This is a genomic window from Rhodoblastus sp., assembly GCF_019449565.1.
Taxonomy (GTDB): domain Bacteria; phylum Pseudomonadota; class Alphaproteobacteria; order Rhizobiales; family Beijerinckiaceae; genus Rhodoblastus.
On sequence record NZ_JAGRPM010000061.1, the window covers coordinates 34,179 to 53,342 of the forward strand.

Genomic DNA, 19,164 nt, shown 5'->3' on the forward strand with positions numbered 1-19,164 from the left:
AACTTTTGAGCGCCTCGATGTCTCATGCGTTGCAGGATCGTCCAGCGACCGAAAGCGACCTTCGCCGCTTTGTCGAGCGGCACGGCCGTCTCTTCATTCTGACAGGCGCGGGGTGCAGCACCGGCTCTGGCATTCCCGACTATCGCGATTCCGACGGGGCCTGGAAGCGCAAGCAGCCCGTGACCTTTCAGGACTTCATGGGTTCGGAGCCGACGCGGCGGCGCTACTGGGCCCGCAGCCTGCTGGGCTGGCGACGTTTTCGGCATGCCGCGCCCAATGATGCGCATCACGCCCTGGCCCGGCTGGAGGCGATGGGTAAAAGCGCCTTGCTCGTCACCCAGAATGTCGACCGTCTGCATCAGGCCGCCGGCAGCCGCAATGTGATCGACCTGCACGGGCGGCTCGACCGGATTCGCTGCATGGCCTGCGAGCGGCGAAGCCCGCGCGAAGATTTCCAGACCGCGCTCGAAAGCCTCAATCCGGATTGGGCCGAGCTCGAAGCCGCCCAGGCGCCCGACGGCGATGCCGACCTCGAGGGCGTGGATTTCACATCTTTTTCCATCCCCTGCTGCGCGTCCTGCGGCGGGTTGCTGAAGCCGGATGTGGTGTTTTTCGGCGAGAACGTCCCGCGCGAGCGCGTCGAGACGGCGATACAGGCGCTGGAACGAGCCGACGCCGTGCTGGTGGTCGGCACGTCGCTGATGGTCTATTCCGGCTTCCGCTTCGCGGAGACGGCGGCCCTTCAGGGTAAGCCGACCGCTGCGATCGTGCTGGGGCGCACGCGCGCCGACCATTTGCTCGCCTTGAAGGTGGAGCAATCCTGCGAAGCCGCGCTGTCCTTTCTGCTGTGAACGAGGGGCCGCTTGCCGCTCAGCGCGGCGACGAGGCCGCGTCGATCAGATGCAGGATGGAGCGGTAGCGCCGCCCGGAATGGGCGGCGAGGCCGATCTCGCAGGTCCGGCTGGAGGAATAGCCTTCGCGGCAGTCGTCCGGCAGGCTTTCGTTCAGGTGGCGCAGGGCGTGGTCATTCAGCTCCGGCTGCGAAAAGCCCTTGTCGCCGGCGAAGCCGCAGCAGGTCACGCCAGGGGGCGCGATCACTGTTTCCGCGCAGGCGCTGGCGACGTCGATCAAGGCCGAGGCCAGCCCCGCCTTGCGCAGCGAGCAGGTGACATGCACGGCGATGGTCTCCGGCAGAGGCTTCAGCCTCAGTTTCGGCGCGATTTCGTCGCGCAGGAACTGGACGAGATCGATTGGCCGGAAGCGGGGGCCGGCGAAGGCCTGCATGCGTGTGGCGCAGGGTGAAGTGTCAAACACCAGCGGAATGGCGGCGCCATCGGAGGACAGGCTGTTCGCCAGTTCCTCCGCCTTGGCCTTGGCGATGTCCGGAAAGCCTTTGGAGGCGAAAGGCTGGCCGCAGCATAGCTCGTCGAGGCCTTCGGGCAGAACGAGACGATAGCCGGCGCGCGCGAAAACCTGCGCCGCGACCTGTTGCAGCGGCGGGCTGTCGTCGCCCGGCGCCGGTCCCATGGCGCGGCTGGCGCAGGACGGGAAGAACAGCACCGGCGCCAAGCCTGCAATCTCGGTAGCTGGCCTGGCCTCAGGCCATGCGGCGCGCGGCATGGCCGGCGACAGGCGCGGCAGGCCCAGCGTGCGATGGGCGGCGGCGGAGGCCTTTTGCACGGCATCGCCGCCCAGGATGCGACCGGCGAAATCCCCGGCGGCGAGACCGGCGCGCGTCGCCTTGAGCGTCAGGGCGAAATGGCTGGCCACGGCTCCGGCGACGGCCTGGGCCACGCCGCCGCGCCGTTCGGCGCGCAAAGTGCGGATATAGGCGCCGGTGTCGATCTCCAGCGGGCAGACCGTCGAGCACAGGGAACAGCCGGCGCAAGTGGCGTCGCCTGCGTAATCATAGGCCTTCTGCATCTCGGCCAGCTGCGGCGCATCGGGATCGTCGCAGCGCAGGCGGCGCATTTCGCGCGCGGCCGTGATGCGCTGGCGCGGCGACAGGGTCAGGCCTTTCGACGGGCATTGCGGCTCGCAGAAGCCGCATTCGATGCAGGAATCGATCAGCGGCGAGGTCGCCGGCATGGGTTTCAGATTTTTCAGGTGGATCTTGGCGTCGTCATTGAGCAGCACGCCGGGATTGAGCAGGTTTTCGGGATCGAGCAGCGCCTTGATGCGCCGCATCGCCGCCGTTGCCACCGCGCCCCATTCGCGCTCGACAAAGGGCGCCATGTTGCGCCCCGTGCCATGCTCCGCCTTGAGAGAACCGTCATATTTGCCGACGACCAGCTCCGCCACCGCCTCCATGAAACCGGCATAGCGCGCGATCTCCGCCTCGGATTCGAAGCCCTGCGCAAAGACGAAATGCAGATTGCCCTCCAGCGCATGGCCGAAAATGATCGCCTCGCGATAGCCATGAGCGTGGAGCAGGGCCTGCAAGTCGGCGGTGGCCTCGGCCAGCCGCGCGACCGGAAAGGCCACATCCTCGATAATCACTGTGGTCCCCGGCGGCCTCTTGCCGCCTACCGCCGGAAAAGTCCCCTTGCGAATATCCCAGAGCCGGCCGGATTCGACGGGATCCGATGTGAAATTCACGCCATTGAGCGTAGTCGACAGATCGATGGTCGCCGTGACCGCCGCCAGTTGCGCGCGCAAGGTTTCAGCGTCGGCGGCGCGCGATTCGATCAGCAGCGCCGCCGCCTGAGGCCCGAGTGAATCGACATCGACCGGCATGCCCTTCTTGTGCTTGACGCTTTCGAGCGAGGCGCGGTCGAGCAGCTCCACCGCCTCGACCGGCGCGCTTTTCAGCGCGCTCACGGCGCGGCAGGCCGAGGCGAGATCGGCGAAGACCACCAGCGCCGAGGCCTTGTCCTTATATTCCGGCACGGTGCGGTAATCGACCCGCGACAGGAAGCCGAGCGTGCCTTCCGAGCCGATCATCAGATGGGCGAGAATGTCGATCGGATCGTCAAAATCGACCAGAGCGTTGATGGCGTAGCCGGTGGTGTTCTTGAGACGGAATTTTTCTTTTATGCGCGCGGCTGTGACCTCGTCGACCTTTATCTCAGCGGACAATGCGGCAAGCCCTGCGAGCAGCGCTGCATGAGAGCGACGAAAACCTGCGACGCTGGCGGGATCGGCCGTGTCCAGCGCAACGCCGTCGGCGAGCACGAGCCGCAGGCTCGCGAGCGTGTGATAGGAATTCTGCCCCACGCCGCAGCACATGCCCGAGGAATTATTGGCCGCGATGCCGCCGATCTTGGCGGTGGCGATGGAGGCGGGATCGGGGCCGATCTTGCGGGCGAGCGGCGCGAGGCGGCGGTTGGCCTCGCCGCCGACCAGCGACGGGCCGAGCCGCGCCACTTGCGAGGCCGCATCATAAGCGAAGGTGGCGAAGCCCTCGCCGAGCACGGCGAGGACGGAATCCGTCACCGCCTGCCCGGACAGCGACGTTCCGGCAGCGCGGAAGGTGACCGGCGCCTTGAGCCTGCGGCAGGTGGCCAGAATGGCGAGAATATCCGCCTCTTCTTCCGCTACGGCGACCACCTGCGGCGTCAGACGATAGAAGCTCGCGTCCGTTCCATAGGCGAGCCGCCGCAAGGGGTCGGCGAACACGCGTTCCCGCGGCAGGATTTTTTCAAATTCCAGCGCAAGGCCGCCGACCGAGGTTTGATGCAGCAACGGATGTCTCCAAAAGTCACGGGAACCAGACTGACGCGGGAAATCCAGGCGCCGGCTTTGAGCCGGCGCCTGCTCCGCTCAAGGATTCGCGACGACCGGAATAACCCAGGGGATCACGAATTGCTGGATGGCGACCAGCACAGCCAGCACGCAGGTCAGGATGATGCTGTGCCAGAAGGTCCGCGCGAAGACCTCGCCCTCCTTGTTCTGGAGATTGGTGACGGACACGCCTGTCGCGATATTCTGCGGCGAGACCATCTTGCCCATCACGCCGCCGGACGAATTGGTCGCGGCGAACAGAATTGGGTTGAGATCGAGCTGGCGGGCCGCCACCACTTGCAGATTGCCGAACAAGGCGTTGCCTGAGGTATCGCTGCCCGAGAGCATCACCGCGATCCAGCCCAGGAATGGCGACAGGAAGACAAACAGCAGGCCGGTCGAGGCGACGGCGTGACCGAGCGTATAGGCCATGCCCGAATAGTTCATCAGATAGGCGAGGCCGATGATGAGCATGACGGTAAGGACAGCGATCCGGATCTGGCGGAGCGTATTGCTGACACAGCCGAGGAAATCGCTTGGCGAAATCCGCACGAAGAAAGCCGTGACCAGCGTGGCGAACAGGATCGCCGTGCCATTGCCGAGCGGCTGGAAAGCCCAGATCGCGGCATAGGGCTTGGCTTTATAAAGCGTGATCGAAATGGCGTTATGCAGGCCGGGCCATTCGATCTTGGACTGCGCGATCGTGGCCCAGCCGAAATGGGTCCAGGCGATCACAACGCCCGAGACGATCAGCCAGGGCAGCCAGCCCTGCCAGGGCGCGACTTCGGATTTGCTCTCTTCCGCGAGCGCGGCGGCGGAGACTGCGAATTCCGGATCCGGCGCCGGACGCCATACTTGCAGGAAGAGAATGGTGCCGATCAGCGAACCCAGCGAGGACAGCACGTCGGTGAGTGCGTAATCGAGGAAGTTCGAGGATACGAATTGCGAGATGGCGAAGCTGCCGCCCGATACCAGCAGGACCGGCCAGAGCGCCTTGACCGAGCGCATGCCGCCATAAACGAACATGACATAGAAGGGCAGCATCAGCGCAATGACCGGCAGCTGGCGGCCGATCATCGCGCCGAGCGCCTGGGCGGGCAGCCCGGTCACAGCGCCAAGCACCGTAACCGGCACGCCGAGCGCGCCGAAGGCGACGGGCGCGGTGTTGAAGATGAGCACGAAAACCAGAGCTTCGATTGGCGGAAAGCCGCACAGGATCAGCAGGGACGAGGTGATCGCGACCGGCGTGCCGAAACCGGCCACGCCTTCGAGCAGCGCGCCGAAGCAGAAGCCGATGACCACAAGAATGATGCGCCGGTCATTGGGTAGATGGTCAATGACCCAGGCGCGAAAGGCGTCGAAACGGCCGGACTTCACCGCGACATTGTAAAGCAGCAGAGCGTTGACGACGATCCACATCACGGGCCAGAGCGCGAAGACCGCGCCGTTCAGGACGGAATCGAAAGCGAGATTGGCCGGCATTTTCCAGCCCCATATCGCCACCGCGAGGCCGACGACGAGGCCGGCGAGAGAGGCTTGCCACGCCGGACGGCGCAGCAGGCCCAACAGGATCAGAACCGTCAGGACCGGCAGAATCGCCGCGACGAAGGACAGGCCGAGGCTATCGCCGATCGGCGTCAAAAGCTGTGCGAACATGTTTCCTCCCCAGAGCCTATGCCCGAACCGCGCGATGGAGACCGAGTGGTCTTTTTGCCTTATCGCCATCTTCGGCTGGTCATAAAACTTTACCAGAAATTATTACTGGAAATTTTTTTGTCATTCAAGAGGCCGTGGACAAATTATTTCCGGATGCTAGTCTGGCGGCGAAATTCAGGAACCACACTATGGAACCGGTCCGTAATCCGAAGCTCGCAGACTCCATCGCCGAACATCTCGAACAATTGATTCTGGAAGGCGCGCTAAGGCCCGGCGAAAGGCTCGCCTCAGAGCGGGAAATGGCCGAGAAATTCGAAATTTCGCGGCCCTGCCTGCGCGAGGCGCTGGACATCCTGCAACAGCGCGGCCTGATCGAAACGACGAAATCCGGCACGCATGTCGCGCGCTTCATGGCGCCGCTCACCGAGCCGCTCGCCGCCTTGCTGCAGTCAAGCGAGCAGGCGCTGATCGATTATCTGGAATATCGCAACCTGATCGAGGGCGAGGCCGCGCGGCTCGCCGCCTTGCGCGCGACCGAATTCGAGATCGAGGCGATCCAGAAATGCATGGATCGGATGAAGGCGGCGCATAAGCTCGACGACCCCACCGCCGAGGCCGAGGCGGACGCCGATCTCCACATGCTGATCTATGAGGCCTCACATAATATCGTGCTGCTGCATATCATGCGCGCTTTTTCCGACATGCTGCGGCGGGGCGTGTTTTACAACCGCCACCATCTCTATTCCCATCAGGGCTTCCGCGACCAATTGCTGACGCAGCACCTGGCGATTGGAGAGGCCATCGTGAACCGCCAGCCGGACGAAGCGGCGGAAGCCGCAACGGGCCACATGCGCGCCACGGCGGAGACTCTCAAGCAAATGCGTGAGGAAGACGTTCGCGTCGCGCGCGTTTTGCGCCGCATGGGTCGCAGCGAATTGCTTGCGCGCCGCGGCGATTGAGTTTCGCCACGGCGCGTTCGGTATCAGGGGCAGATGATCAGGCCGCTTTCTGAGCGATCTCGGAGCGGGCTGCCGCGATGGCCTTGGCGCGCTGTTCGCCGCCGAGCGCCACGCCCTCCGCGCGGATGAAGCTGACGTCGCTAATGCCGAAGAAGCCGAATACGCCGCGCAGGTAATTTTCCTGATGGTCGAGGAATTCAATCTGCGTTCCGGGCCCGTAAAAGCCGCCGCGCGAGGAGGCGACGATCACCTTCTTGCCTCCGGCAAGGCCGACCGGGCCGTTTTCGCTATAGCGGAAGGTCTTGCCCGCGACGGCGAGGCGGTCGATCCAGGCCTTGAGCTGGCTTGGCACCGAGAAATTATACATGGGCGCGCCGACGACGACGATGTCGGCCGCCAGGAATTCCTCCAGCGCCGCCTGCCCGGCGGCGAGGTCCTGCGCAAGCGCGGACGTTTCCGGCGCGGCGCCCTGGAAGGCGGCGAGATGCGCGCCGGAAAGATGCCCGACCGGATCGACGGCGAGATCGCGATAGGTCACGGACAGGCCCGGATGGCGGCGCTGCTGCTCGGCGACGATTTCGGCGGACAATTCGCGGCTGACCGAACCGGCGCCGAGAATGCTGGAATCCACATGCAGGAGTTTCTTGACGGAATGGGTCATGGCGGGCGTCCTTTTGCTGCGATTTGCTCATCGAATTGCGCCTGAAGGCGCACGGCCGCCGGGTTGAGGCGGCTCGATTTCGATCTGGCGCAAGTCTGTCAGCAGCTGGACGACCAAAACAGCCGAATAATTTATATCATTAGGTTCGAGAAATTAGAAAAGAAGCCCGGCGTCACAGCTCGGCCATCCTCAGCGAGTCCTTGTCCTGCGCGCCGCAGGCGCTGAATTGCTGCAGGAGCCATGTTCCGGCCGGGCCCGGCGGCGCATCGCGGCGGTAGATCGCGGAAAGCGGCATGATTCCGCCCGGATGGTCGGGCATGTCCAGCCGCACCAATCTTCCCGACGCCAGGTCCGGCTCGACCATTTCAAGCGGCATGTTGCCCCAGCCGATCCCCTCGCGCAGCAAGGAATGTTTCGCGCCAAGATCGGCAAGCCGCCACGTCCGCCCGCTGACCACGCCGAAATCGCGTCCCTCGGACAGCGTCGAGCGGTCGGTCAGCACCAGCTGCACATGGTCGCGCCCCGCGCCAGGCGGCAGCTTTTCCATCCGCGCCAAAGGATGGCCCGGCGCCGCGACGGGGACCAGCTCGACCGCGCCGACGCTGATTCGCTCCAGTTCGGCGCGCTCAGCCGCGAGCGGGCCGCTGATGCCGAGCGCGGCGTGGCGATCAAGCACGAGACCGGCCACCGCGCCCAGCGCCTCGACCGAGAGCCGCAGAGCGACGGTGGGAAATTTCTCGCTGAACGCGCGCAGCAATTCGCCCAGCCGGCGCGAGGGAACCATGACGTCGACAGCGAGGCGAACCTCAGGCTCCAACCCCGCGAGCATGCCCTTCACCTTCGCGCGCAAACCATCCATGCCGTGGGCGATATGGCCAGCCTCCGCCAGAACCGCGCGCCCGGCTTCGGTCAGGCGCGGACGGCGCGTCGATTCGCGATCGAACAATTCGACGCCGAGCTGCGCCTCCAGATTTGCGACGCCATAGGAGATGACGGATGTCGCGCGATTGAGCTTGCGTCCGGCCGCAGCGAAGCTGCCGGTCTCGACGACCGTCAGAAAGATCCGCAGCTGATCGAAGGTTGGGATTCCGGGCTCTGACATTTCTATTTTCTAGAATTGAACATCGTATTTTATCCCACTAAACAGAAAAGACCACAATGCCTACATAGCTGTCATGACAGGCCCGCCGGATCGCCGGCGCAACCGGCCAACAAGGAGGCAAACATGATCGAACTTCGTCCGTTCAACGGCCTTGGCGGCGACAACCACGGCTGGCTCGACGCCAAGCATCATTTCTCATTCGCCAATTATCACGACGCGTCCCGCATGGGATGGGGCGCCCTGCGCGTGTGGAACGATGACGCCATTCAGCCCAACACCGGCTTCCCGCCGCATCCTCATCGCAATATGGAGATCGTCACTTTCGTGCGGAAGGGCGCGATCACCCATGAGGACAATCTTGGCAACAGGGGCCGCACCGAAGCCGGCGATGTGCAGGTGATGTCGGCGGGCCACGGCATCGTTCATTCGGAATATAATCTCGAGGACAAGGTGACGGAGATCTTCCAGATCTGGATCCTGCCGACCCGCACCGGCGAGGTGCCGAGCTGGGGAAGCCGGCCCTTTCCGAAGGGCGACCGCGCGGGCTCCTTCGTGACGCTCGCCTCGGGCGTCGCGGGGGATGACGCTCTCCCGATCCGCGCCGACGCGCGGGTGGCGGCGGCGACGCTCAAGGCGGGGCAAAGTGCGGAATATGCGCTTGGGAAAGACCGCAGCGCCTATCTCGTCCCGGCCACGGGAGCCGTCGAAATCAACGGCCTTCGCGTCGGAACGCGCGACGGCGCCGCGATCAGAGATCTCGAAACCATCCGGGTGACCGCGCTTGAGGATAGCGAGATCGTCCTGGTGGACGCCGCCTGACGCTCTCCCCAGAGTTTTCAGGGGACGCGGCAAGACAGGCGGGCGCCCCGATCCGGCGGGATCGGGGCGCCCGCGCGAAAAATCGACGGAGGCGTCAAGCGAAGCCAAAATCGCCGCGCGGCAAGCCGGATCGCTCATCGGTCGCCGATACAGCCAGGCAAAGACTTGAAAATACGATAACATATTGAATCAGCGGCTGCTTCAACGATCGTCGGCCATATTGGGAACGGTTTAATCTTGACGCAGCGTGAAGCCCAATTTAGGAATAGAGTCACTTATAGAGCCTCGAGTCGCAAAGAATAACTCTTAAGCGCCACGCAGAGAGACAAAGTGAGACGGGGAATCGATGTACAACCCTTCCTATGTAACCATTGCTCGCGCGATTGGCGCTCCTGACGCAGCGGATGACTTGCTGGATGATGGCAATATAACCGTCAGAAAAAAGGCGCTGAGGCTACTTTTACAATATATTGCTTTGTCATGCGACTATAATGAAGATTATTATCTTCAAAACAACGATGATATAGCGGAAGCCTATGAGGCGGGGCAGGGCACGGATCTGCGCAAGCACTACAGGGAACACGGATTTTTCGAGGGCCGGAAGGCTGCGAAGGTCGATTTCGACGAAGACTGGTACCTGAAAACCTATGCCGATGTCGCCGCTTCGGTCGCCGAAGGCGACTTTAGCTCGGGCCTCGCACATTTTCTCGCGCGCGGCGAAATTGAAATGCGCTCGCCGAATGAACGCGCCGACGCCTGGGTCCAGGCCTGGGCGGAATCGTTCTCGCATCAGGACACGGAAACCGTCTGATCCGAACTCGGCGCTGCGGGAAATATAAGAAAGAACGCTTGATCGGTGGAATTTTCACCTCGCGCGGTGCGACGACATGACCCGCCAACGGTAGCGTTTCGCGCCTTCTTCGGCTTCGCCTGTGTGAAGATAAGCGGTATCTGATATCGATATATTCCGATTCCACGTTCCGGCAGTCATGCATTTGAACGAAGAGCAAGTTGAAACGCCCAAGCCGGCGCTCCCGGAAACGCCCTCTGCCCGGCGCGACGAAGCATTGGAGCATCTCCGCGAGACGGCGGAGCGCGATCCTGAAAACACGCTGGCGCTTTACGAACTGGCGACGGCTCTGCGCGAAAGAGGGCGGCTCGACGAAGCGACGAACGCCTATCGCGCCATACTGACCAAAGACCCGGGCCATGTGTTCAGCTGGCGCGGCCTCGGCTTGCTGGCCCGCGATCGCGGCGACCGCGCGGAGGCGCTGGCGCATTTTCAAAAGGCGGCGACGCTCGACCCCGAGAACACGCTGATGCTGCACGACCTCGCGATGGGCCTGCAAGAAATCGGGCGCCTTGATGAGGCGGCGGAAGCCTATAGCGCCGTTGTCGCCAAGGACCCCGGCCACATTTTCAGCTGGCGCGGTCGGGGCATGGTTGCGCGCGATCGCGGCGACCATGAAGAAGCCCTGGCTCATTTCCGCAAGGCGGCGGCGCTCGCTCCCGAAAACACGCTGATGCTGCACGACCTCGCGATGGGCCTGCTCGAACTTGGCCGCTTCGACGAGGCGGGGACGGCCTTTCGCGCCGTCGTGAAGGGGGATCCCGGCCATATTCACGGCTGGCGCGGCCTCGGCCTGGCGGCCCGCCAACGCGGCGATCACGCCCAAGCGCTCGAGCATTTCCGCAAGGCGGCGGCGCTCGACCCCCAAAACACGTTGATGCTGCACGACCTTGCGATGGGCTTGCTCGAACTCGGCCGGCTCGACGAGGCGGCGGCGGCCTATCGCGCCGTTGTGACAAAAGACCCCGGCCACATTTATGGATGGCGCGGTCTCGGCATGGCGGCCCGCGAACGTGGCGACCACGCCGAGGCGATCGAGCATTTCCGCAAGGCGGCGGCGCTGGCCCCCGAGAACACGCTGATGCTGCATGACCTCGCGGCGGAATTGCGCGAACTTGGCCGGCTCGACGAGGCCGCCGAGTCCTTTCGCGCCGTCGTGACCAAAGACCCTGGCCATGTTCACGGCTGGCGCGGCCTCGGCCTGGTGGCCCGCGAGCGCGGCGATCACGCCGAGGCGCTGGCGCATTTCCGCAAGGCGGCGGCGCTCGAGCCCTCCCAGATCTGGGCAATCCAGGATGTGGCGACCGAACTCCAGAAGCTCGGGCGCCCGGACGAAGCCGAGCCTTTGCTCAAATCGCTGGTCGAGAGCCATCCGAATTCCGCTGACGCCCTGCTCGCCTATGCGCTCGGAATCCGGCACAGGACCTCCGCCAGCGACCATATCCAAATGCTGGAGAAAGCCGTTGAACTTGATCCGCGCCATCTTCAGGCGCAACTGGCCCTCGCGAATGAATATTTAGGCGCCTGGCGATTGGGCGAGGCGGAAGCGCTTTATGACGCAATCCTTGCCGAGGACGGAAACAATTTCTGGGCCGTGATGGGCAAGGGACAGATCGCACGACGGCGGGGAGACGGCGACGTCGCCCGAAAGGCGTTCGAGGACGCCATGGCGCTTCCTGGCGCGCCGATCTGGGGGGCCATCGCTTTTTGCAATGAATTGGTCGAAGCCGGGCGCTTCGACGAAGCGCGCAATGTGCTGCGCGCCGTGACTTCACGCCATCCGGCGGAACCGGCCCTGCTGCTTCAACTGGGATATTTGGAACGCGCCACAGGCGAATATGCCGCCGCAAGCGCGGCCTTCGCGAGCGCGGCGGCGCTGAATCCCCACCAGCCGCAAGCCGAAATCGAGCTGGCGGCCGAGGATATTCGCCAGGGGCAGGCGGGTCCAGCCGTCACCCGCCTGACGAAATTGGTCAGCCGCGATCCCAGGAGCGGCCAGGCGTGGGAGGCGCTCGCCACCGTCCTTCGACAGATTGACGATGAGCGGGGCGCGGTCGCCTGCCGGCGGAAAGCTGTGGCGCTGGATCCGTCAAATCTTGGATCGCACCTGCAACTCGCTCTCGGCCTTGAACGTCTTGGCCAGCCCAGCGAGGCGGAAGCCGTGCTCGAGACTTGCGATCGCCGCTTCGGGCCTTTGCCCGAAACGCAAGTTCTCAGAGCCGAAATTCTCCAAAGCCGTGGCGATTATCCTGCGGCGCACGCCTTGCTGAAACAGGCGGCCGCAAAATTTCCGACCCATTTCGATCTCTGGTTCCATCATGTTTCGCTTCTGATTCACTTCGGCGCCTTCGACGAGGCGCGGCGCGCGGTCGATGCGCCGCCGCATTGCAGCCGGCGCGAGCAGGTCAGGATTTCGATGTTGCGGGGCCAGATCGCCGCCGCGCGCTGGGACCTCGACGAAGCCTATTCCTGCTTCAACCATGCCGCCGAATTTTACGCGACAGACTCGGGCATCCATCATACCGCGTCCCTGACGGCCCTGCTTCGGCTCGACCTCGACGCGACGCAAGCCCATCTGGACTCCTCGGTTCGCAATGACCCGACCCATCGCTTCCTGCACGCGGGAAACTGGAAGCCGTCACAAACCCATATCGGGCAATTGCTGGACGAGTATCGGATCGACGAAACCGCGCTCTCTCTGCTGCGCGACTGCCTGACAAAGGACGATCCAGTCGAAGCCCTGGAGGCTCTGGTCGTCGAATTTCCTGATTATACGCCGGCGGCCACCAACTACCTGATCGCCCTGCGGCGAAAAGGCCTGCTCGACCGGCCCGGCGACGCCTCTCCGGGCGCGAGGCTCATCCCGCCGCGCATCACGCAATATTGGGACGACAATATTCCGCCTGACATCGAGGCCCTTTGCGACGGCTGGCGCAACGCGCACGCCGGCTATAGCTATGTCCGCTTTTGCAAGGCCGACGCGCGCCGCTATCTGAAGGACATGGGACCGCCCGGCGCGCTTGCGGCTTTTGACCGCGCTAATGAGGCGGCGATGAAGGCCGATCTTTTTCGCCTCGCGGTCCTGTATCACGAAGGCGGCTATTACATTGACGCCGACGATCGCTGCCTCGCGCCGATCCCGACCATTGACCCGGGCGATCGCAGTCTGATCGTCTATCAGGAAGATCTGGGCACGGTCGCCAATAATTTCATCGGCGTCGTCCCACATCATCCGGTCATCGCGCACGCCCTCTCCGCCGCGCGCGAAGCCATTGAGCGCGGCGACACTGACATGCTGTGGCTCGCCACCGGCCCCGGCCTGCTGACGCGATGCCTCGCCGCCCATCTGGCCGGGCATCGCCAAGATCGCCTGAAAAACATCTATGTTCTGGAGCGCCATGATCTGTTCAAGGCCGTCGCCATCCATTGCGCGGCCGCCTACAAGCATACGCCGAAACATTGGAGCCGCACGGCGTTCAAGAAAAAGGGCGCTTCTTCGCTCGCATTGATCGACGACTTGTTGGCGTCTGTCCCGCAAGTCGGGACGGAAGGGGAGACCCCGCTATAGAACCGGACCGGGCGGAAGTGCGTCCAAGCTCATTTTGAATTGCTGGAGTGGATTTATGGAAATCAGCAAAATCGGCGACGCCGAAGCGGATTCACTTCAGGCGGCCCGGTCGCATCTTGAAGCGGCGATTTCGATGGCGAAGCAAGGAGACGCCCTGCACGCCCGGCAGAAGGTGCAGGCGGAGATTGACGCCTTCGATCAGGACATCGAAGTCCTTCACAAAGCGGGCGTACTGATGCGCCTCTGCGAAGATGACGAAGCCGCGCTTAAATATTTCCACAAAGTGCTCACGCTTAATCCAGGCTTCCATTTTTCCGAGATTGAAATTGGCGACATTTACGCTGAGCGCGGAGACAAAAAGGAGGCTTTAGGCTGGTATCTCAAGGCGAAAGAGTCAGCTCCAAGCTACCGCGTATCATATATCAGAGCCGCCAAGATTGAATATGAGCTTGGCCACGCCGAGCGGGGTCTTGACTTGCTGGAGGAACTGCACCGGCAGGCCCCATCCGATGTTCAGTGTAATTTGATGCGCGCAAACTTTCTAAATTTCTTAGACAAGGGCGACCAGCAAATCGCAGTTCTTTCCGAAATGATTGCCTCGAACTGCGACGACCAGGACGTGCATTTCAGTTACTTGCAGGCGCTCACGGAAACGGGACAATATCATGCGGTCGTGTCCCATGCGCAGAGTTTGACGCCAGAGGCGGGCTCACGATTCGAAATTCTTGTCGCGGCATTTTCGGGCCATGCCCAACTTGCGTTGGCGTCTCACACTGACGAGCTGGTCGCCGCCGCCGTCCAGCGAGAACATACGGAGTCCTGGCTTACGGGGGCTGCCGCTTTCCAGCAATTGCGCGCTGCGATTGATGAAAATCGCCCGTTTTCGCTGATCAGGCTTGGCGACGGAGAAGCTCGGTTCTTGACATATTTCGATCCCCAGGCGCGTGACTTGATCCTGCCAATCGAAGCTCACGGGATTTTGGAACTTCACTGGGATAATTGGTTCGGACGGCCTTTGCCCGCCGCCTCCGAAGGAGGCGTTCGCGATCTTTACAGTCTCTTCCGGGAGGCCATTAATGACGCCGATATTCTTGGCGTGACCCCCAGCGGGAGATATGTTCGGGACAACATTCATAGGGGATATCTTGGCGTCCAGGAGCGCATTTTAGCAGAGCGCATGGAGCGGCCGCATGCGCCAAAATTTGCATCCGCATTTGTTCACGCCGAGCTCCATCGCGTCTCGCCATTCTATCAAGGCTTGCTTGCTGGAGCCGACTTTCTCGGCGTTGTCAGTCCGCACCCCGGGTTGGCCGAGCGGCTCGCTCGATTCCACGGAATTGACCTGTTTCGAGAGTGGTTAGTGCCCGGAGAATCGCGCCTGCCCGAAGCCGTTCGCGGGCGCTCGGGATCCGCCCATTTTCCTGACAGGTTCAACGAGCTGATGTCGACTCTGCAGGTTCCGAAACGTGGCGCCGTCTTCCTTGTCGCTGCTGGCCTGCTCGGGAAAATCTATTGTCACCGCATCAAACAACTTGGCGGAATCGCATTGGATGTGGGCGCATGCGTCGATGCATGGATGGGGTTCAAAACACGTCCTGGCGAATTTGAGCCGGAAAAAGAGTGGATTTTGCCTGCCAAAATCACCAACGGGACCTAGCTGCACAGCAAAAAGCCTGAAAGGCATTCATCATACGCAGGCGGCAAGGCTCAACAACATTGCTGGGGCAGCATGAACAAAATTGTTCCAACCCTCGTTTTCGGCGACTATGTTCCGGGCGGCTGGATCAGTCGCTACTGTCGTTTTTGCGTCGACCTGCCGGCCGGGTCGCATCGTCTGGTCGGCAAGACTTATAATCCGCCTGGCGAGGATCTGGAGGGCAGCATCCTTATCGTAGCGATCGACAAAAAGGCGATAGGCGAAATTCGGCCTCATGATCCGCCGCAATGGAGCGCCTTCGCGCTCGATCTGCCGGAACTCGCGGCGCCATCGCGCCTGAATATCCTGTTGCATACCACGCGCTTCCGTTCGCCGCCGCCGCCCGATTTGCGAATCCTCGGGTTGATCCTGGATGATTTTTGCGTCCAACTCCAAGGCTGATCCATTCAAAGCCTTTTCATGAACATCTTGCTGCGTAAGTTTTAGAATGGGTCCGGTGGAGCGCATGACGCAGTCCTTGCTGCCAAATATTGTCGGGAAGCTTATCAAGGGTGGTCTGATCGACCCATCCATCGCCTGCCCTTACCTGCCAGCGGACAAGCTCTATTACGAAGAAATATTCGATTCGTTCATGATCCTGACGGACGAGGAGCGGAGGGAAGCCTTCCCCTTTTTCGACGCCGAATATTACCTTTCCCAGTTCAGTTCGAATGTGGAAACCGACTTCAATCCTCTTTCGCATTTCTTCAAATTCGGCTTCGCCAGCAGCATCGCGCCGCATCCCCTGATCAAGCCTGCTTATATGGCGCGCGCGCGTCCCGATCTTTTCGGCGCCCGGATGCAGCTCGACGATTTCGCCAGCGCCTTGATCTTCGACTGGTGCGATCCCGGTCCATTCCTGTGGCTCGCCTGGTATCGCGGCCAGGCCGGGCTCCCGCCGAGGGAAGGCGCCGTGCTGCATTATCTCACGCGCGGCGCAGACCTGAACCTGCCGCCCAATCCCTATTTCCAGCCCGAGGCCTATGCCGCCGGCGCGCCGAAAGCGCCGCGCAAAGGAGTCGAACTGGTGCGCCATTTCATGACGCATGGCGACACCGCCTCGGCGGCCGTGGGCGACCAGTTCGATCCCGCCTTCTATGTCCGCCAGCATCCCGAAAGCATGGCGTCCGGCGGGCCGCTCCAGCATTTCCTTTCCGTCGGCTGGCGTCTTGGCCTCAGCCCCTGTGAAACAGTCAAGGCGTCCAACGAACAGGTCGAGCTGTCCGCCGCGACCAATGACGTCGCCATCGTCGAGGCGCCCGCGGCCATTCTCGATCGTTGGAACGGTTTCAACGACGGGATCGCCAAAGCCCGTCGCGCCCGGCTCGAAACCTTTCGGGAGCGGAATATCTGTCCGGTGGTCATCGAGGACCATCTCGCCGCGCTCAAGGAACTGGCCTTCGCGCAGGAGGACTCGCCGGACGTCGATATCCTCATTCCCTGCTATGATGAATTTGAAATCACGGTGGAGTGCCTTGTCGCCCTGAGCCGCGCGCGGCTGCGCCGCAAGCTGCGGATCATTGTCGCGGACGATGCTTCGCCTGACGACAGGGTGCGGCTGCTTGAACAGGTCCCCGGCCTGACCTTCATTCGCCATCCCGAAAATCTGAATTTTCTGCGCAGCTGCAATCGCGCCTTCGCGGCGACCAGCGCGCCCTTGCTGCTTCTTCTCAACAATGACACCCAGGTTTGCGACGACGCGATCGACCTGCTCGCGGACGCGCTCGAGGCGGACGAGAGGATCGGCGCGGCGGCGCCCATGTTTCTCTATCCCAATGGGAGGCTTCAGGAAGCGGGCTGCGCCCTGCGTTTCGACGGCGAGAGCGTAATGACCGGCGTCGGCGACGATCCCCAGCGCCCCAGTTACGGCTACGCCCGCGAGATCGACTATGGCTCGGGCGCCGGACTGATGCTGCGGCGCGACGCGCTCGAAGGCGCATTGTTCGACGAGCGATTCGCGCCCGCCTATTGCGAGGATGCTGATCTCTGCCTGCGCCTTCGCGAGCGGGGCTGGCGCATCGTCTATGAGCCCGCCGCCCGGGTCATCCATCATCTCAGCGTCTCCACCTCGCGCGAGTCGCGCCGTCGCCGCGTGCAACTCGCTCGGACAAACCAGCAGAAGCTGATGGAGAAATGGGGACCGCAATTGCGCGAGCAGAACCGCGCCCGCGTGCTGGCCTTCTATCTGCCGCAGTTCCATCCGATCGACCGCAACAATGTCTGGTGGGGTCGCGGCTTCACCGAATGGACCAATGTCACCCGCGCGACGCCGTCCTTTGCGGGCCATTATCAGCCGCATCTGCCGACGGATCTGGGCTTCTATGATCTGCGTCGCGTCGAAACGATGGGCGAACAGCAAGCCCTGGCGCGCCAATATGGGATCGAGGGCTTCGCGGTCTATTACTATAATTTCGGCGCGAACCGCGTGCTGGAACAGCCGATGGAAGCGCTGCTCAAACATCCCGAGATCGATTTCCGCTTCGCTTTGTGCTGGGCGAATGAGAACTGGACGCGCCACTGGGATGGCGGCGAGCGCTCCATGCTGCTGGAGCAGCTGTACGATGACGCCACGCTGGATTCGGTCGCGACGGATATGGCGCGCTTCGCGTCCGACCCGCGCGCGATCCGCGTCGACGGCAAGCCGCTGGTGATGATCTATCGTCCGTTCCAGATTCCCGACGTGTTGAGGGCGGCGCAGAATTTTCGCGCGCGTTTCGCGGCAGCCGGCCATGCGGAAATTCACCTCGTTTATGTCGAGAGCATGGAGGCGATCGAGCGCCGTGTCCGCCCCGCCGAGATCGGCTTCGACGCCTGTATCGAGTTTCCGCCGCAGGGCATTGCCGAGCCATATAATAGCCCTGTCAAACCCCTGAAGGCAGGCTGGGATGGACATCTCTATGATTACGCGGGGACGGCCCGCAATGCGGTCCTGCGCAAGACGACAGACTATCCGCGCTATCCGGCCGTGGCGCCGACCTGGGACAACACGGCGCGCCAACCGCTGAACGGCACGACGCTGGTCGGCGCCGAGCCCGAACTGTTTCAGGCCTATGTCGAGCACAAGCTGGAAGAAATGCTGGATTTTCAGGTCGGCGACAGGCGCCTGCTTTTCGTCAACGCCTGGAACGAATGGGCGGAAGGCGCGCATCTTGAACCCGATCGCGGCTTCGGCCATCGCTGGCTCGCCGCGCTCAGATTTGCGCTGCTCTCGAAAGGGATGATCGCGTGAGCGCCGATGACGCATCGCCAAATGTTTTCGTCGGCCATCCCTATGCGGCCATCGGCAAGGGCGAGGAATTGCGCGCCAATTTGCGCGCGCTCGCCAGTCTCGACGAGCCTGTCGCGACGCTCGACATTTATCGCTGCGAGCCAAGGACCGACCCCGATCACGTCAAGCTGATCGCGCCGGTCGAGACGCAGCGGCTCGGCGGCGGCCATCGCATTTTCCATATCAATGGCGATGAAATCGACCCGGTCCTGCGGACGCTGGAGGCGATGAGAGAACCCTTCGCGGGGGGACGCAATATCGTCGTCCCGGCCTGGGAGCTGCCACAATTCCCGCAGGTCTGGGTCGAGCAGCTCAAGCGTTTCGACGAGGTCTGGGCGATCTCGCATTTCGTCAAAAACGCGCTGGCGGCGAGCGGAGTCGAATCGCATTTCATCGGCCAGTCGGTCGATCTGGCCATTCAACCCTTCTTGTCCAGGCGCCATTTCGGCTTGCGGGAATCTGCTTTCGTCTTTCTCGTCTTCCTGGATTTTTCGTCCTATGCGTCGCGGAAAAACCCTTTCGCGGCGATCGACATGTTTCGGCGGTTGATCGTGGAACGGCCTTTCGAAAATATCCAGCTGGTCCTCAAAATGAAGGGCGACAAGCAGGCGTCTGACGACCTCGCCGCACGGATCGACCTCCCGCAGGATTCCTTCGTCGTCGTCAATCAGCTATTGAGCGCTTATGAACAACATAGCCTGATCGCCGCTTGCGATTGCCTTGGGTCGCGTCCCGCCGAGTGGTGTAGCTGAGCGGGAGCAAGCCGCTTGCGAAGCGCGCTCATCATAGCGCCGTAGCGAGCGAGCGGCTTGCGGTGGTCATCGACGATTTCTGTGGTCAGAGTTGGGTTGCGAACATCAAC

At 62.6% G+C, this 19,164-nt stretch carries 13 protein-coding genes; 8 read left to right on the forward strand and 5 right to left on the reverse strand.

Annotated elements, in window-relative coordinates; genetic code table 11:
• The first annotated feature begins 17 nt into the window (after positions 1-17).
• Positions 18-851 (forward strand): NAD-dependent protein deacetylase, encoded by an 834-nt coding sequence (locus QZ409_RS14305; protein WP_296712598.1) that lies wholly within the window; start codon positions 18-20, stop codon positions 849-851.
• 19 nt (positions 852-870) lie between these two features.
• On the opposite strand, the gene QZ409_RS14310 is transcribed toward QZ409_RS14305, so the two are convergent.
• Together QZ409_RS14310 and QZ409_RS14315 are read right to left on the reverse strand one after the other, a co-directional pair.
• Positions 871-3,684 (reverse strand): FAD-binding and (Fe-S)-binding domain-containing protein, encoded by a 2,814-nt coding sequence (locus QZ409_RS14310; RefSeq protein WP_296712601.1) that lies wholly within the window; start codon positions 3,682-3,684, stop codon positions 871-873.
• Between the two features lie 78 nt (positions 3,685-3,762).
• Positions 3,763-5,379, reverse strand: a complete 1,617-nt coding sequence (locus QZ409_RS14315) for an L-lactate permease (protein ID WP_296712603.1) — start codon at positions 5,377-5,379, stop codon at positions 3,763-3,765.
• 188 nt (positions 5,380-5,567) lie between these two features.
• Here QZ409_RS14315 and QZ409_RS14320 point away from each other — a divergent pair, with 188 nt between their 5' ends.
• A complete protein-coding gene (locus tag QZ409_RS14320; RefSeq protein WP_296712605.1) occupies positions 5,568-6,338 on the forward strand; it encodes an FCD domain-containing protein in 771 nt (256 codons plus the stop codon).
• A 37-nt stretch (positions 6,339-6,375) separates the two neighbouring features.
• On the opposite strand, the gene QZ409_RS14325 is transcribed toward QZ409_RS14320, so the two are convergent.
• A complete protein-coding gene (locus tag QZ409_RS14325; RefSeq protein WP_296712607.1) occupies positions 6,376-6,999 on the reverse strand; it encodes an FMN-dependent NADH-azoreductase in 624 nt (207 codons plus the stop codon).
• Between the two features lie 172 nt (positions 7,000-7,171).
• The gene (locus QZ409_RS14330; protein ID WP_296712610.1) at positions 7,172-8,101 is read right to left on the reverse strand and encodes a LysR family transcriptional regulator; all 930 of its coding nucleotides are present in this window, start codon (positions 8,099-8,101) and stop codon (positions 7,172-7,174) included.
• 123 nt (positions 8,102-8,224) lie between these two features.
• Here QZ409_RS14330 and QZ409_RS14335 point away from each other — a divergent pair, with 123 nt between their 5' ends.
• The 4 genes from QZ409_RS14335 to QZ409_RS14350 all read left to right on the forward strand — a co-directional run bounded on the left by QZ409_RS14335 (position 8,225) and on the right by QZ409_RS14350 (position 14,995).
• Complete coding sequence (locus QZ409_RS14335; RefSeq protein WP_296712613.1) at positions 8,225-8,920, forward strand: pirin family protein; 696 nt, start codon at positions 8,225-8,227, stop codon at positions 8,918-8,920.
• A gap of 346 nt (positions 8,921-9,266) precedes the next feature.
• Positions 9,267-9,731 (forward strand): hypothetical protein, encoded by a 465-nt coding sequence (locus QZ409_RS14340; protein WP_296712615.1) that lies wholly within the window; start codon positions 9,267-9,269, stop codon positions 9,729-9,731.
• A gap of 178 nt (positions 9,732-9,909) precedes the next feature.
• Positions 9,910-13,338 carry a tetratricopeptide repeat protein gene (locus tag QZ409_RS14345; protein ID WP_296712618.1) on the forward strand — a complete coding sequence of 1,143 codons (3,429 nt, stop codon included), beginning with the start codon at positions 9,910-9,912 and terminating at the stop codon, positions 13,336-13,338.
• Positions 13,339-13,393: 55 nt separating this feature from the next.
• The gene (locus tag QZ409_RS14350) at positions 13,394-14,995 is read left to right on the forward strand and encodes a tetratricopeptide repeat protein (protein ID WP_296712621.1); all 1,602 of its coding nucleotides are present in this window, start codon (positions 13,394-13,396) and stop codon (positions 14,993-14,995) included.
• A gap of 30 nt (positions 14,996-15,025) precedes the next feature.
• Here the strand turns inward: QZ409_RS14350 and QZ409_RS14355 are convergent, their stop codons facing one another.
• On the reverse strand, positions 15,026-15,502 hold the full coding sequence (locus tag QZ409_RS14355) for a hypothetical protein (protein ID WP_296712623.1): 477 nt from the start codon (positions 15,500-15,502) through the stop codon (positions 15,026-15,028).
• On the opposite strand from QZ409_RS14355, the gene QZ409_RS14360 reads away from it, so the two are divergent.
• Both QZ409_RS14360 and QZ409_RS14365 read left to right on the forward strand, forming a co-directional pair.
• Positions 15,501-18,263 carry a glycoside hydrolase family 99-like domain-containing protein gene (locus tag QZ409_RS14360; RefSeq protein WP_296712626.1) on the forward strand — a complete coding sequence of 921 codons (2,763 nt, stop codon included), beginning with the start codon at positions 15,501-15,503 and terminating at the stop codon, positions 18,261-18,263. The genes QZ409_RS14355 and QZ409_RS14360 overlap by 2 nt on opposite strands.
• Positions 18,260-19,054, forward strand: a complete 795-nt coding sequence (locus QZ409_RS14365; RefSeq protein WP_296712629.1) for a hypothetical protein — start codon at positions 18,260-18,262, stop codon at positions 19,052-19,054. The genes QZ409_RS14360 and QZ409_RS14365 overlap by 4 nt, the downstream gene beginning before the upstream one ends.
• Positions 19,055-19,164: the final 110 nt, after the last annotated feature.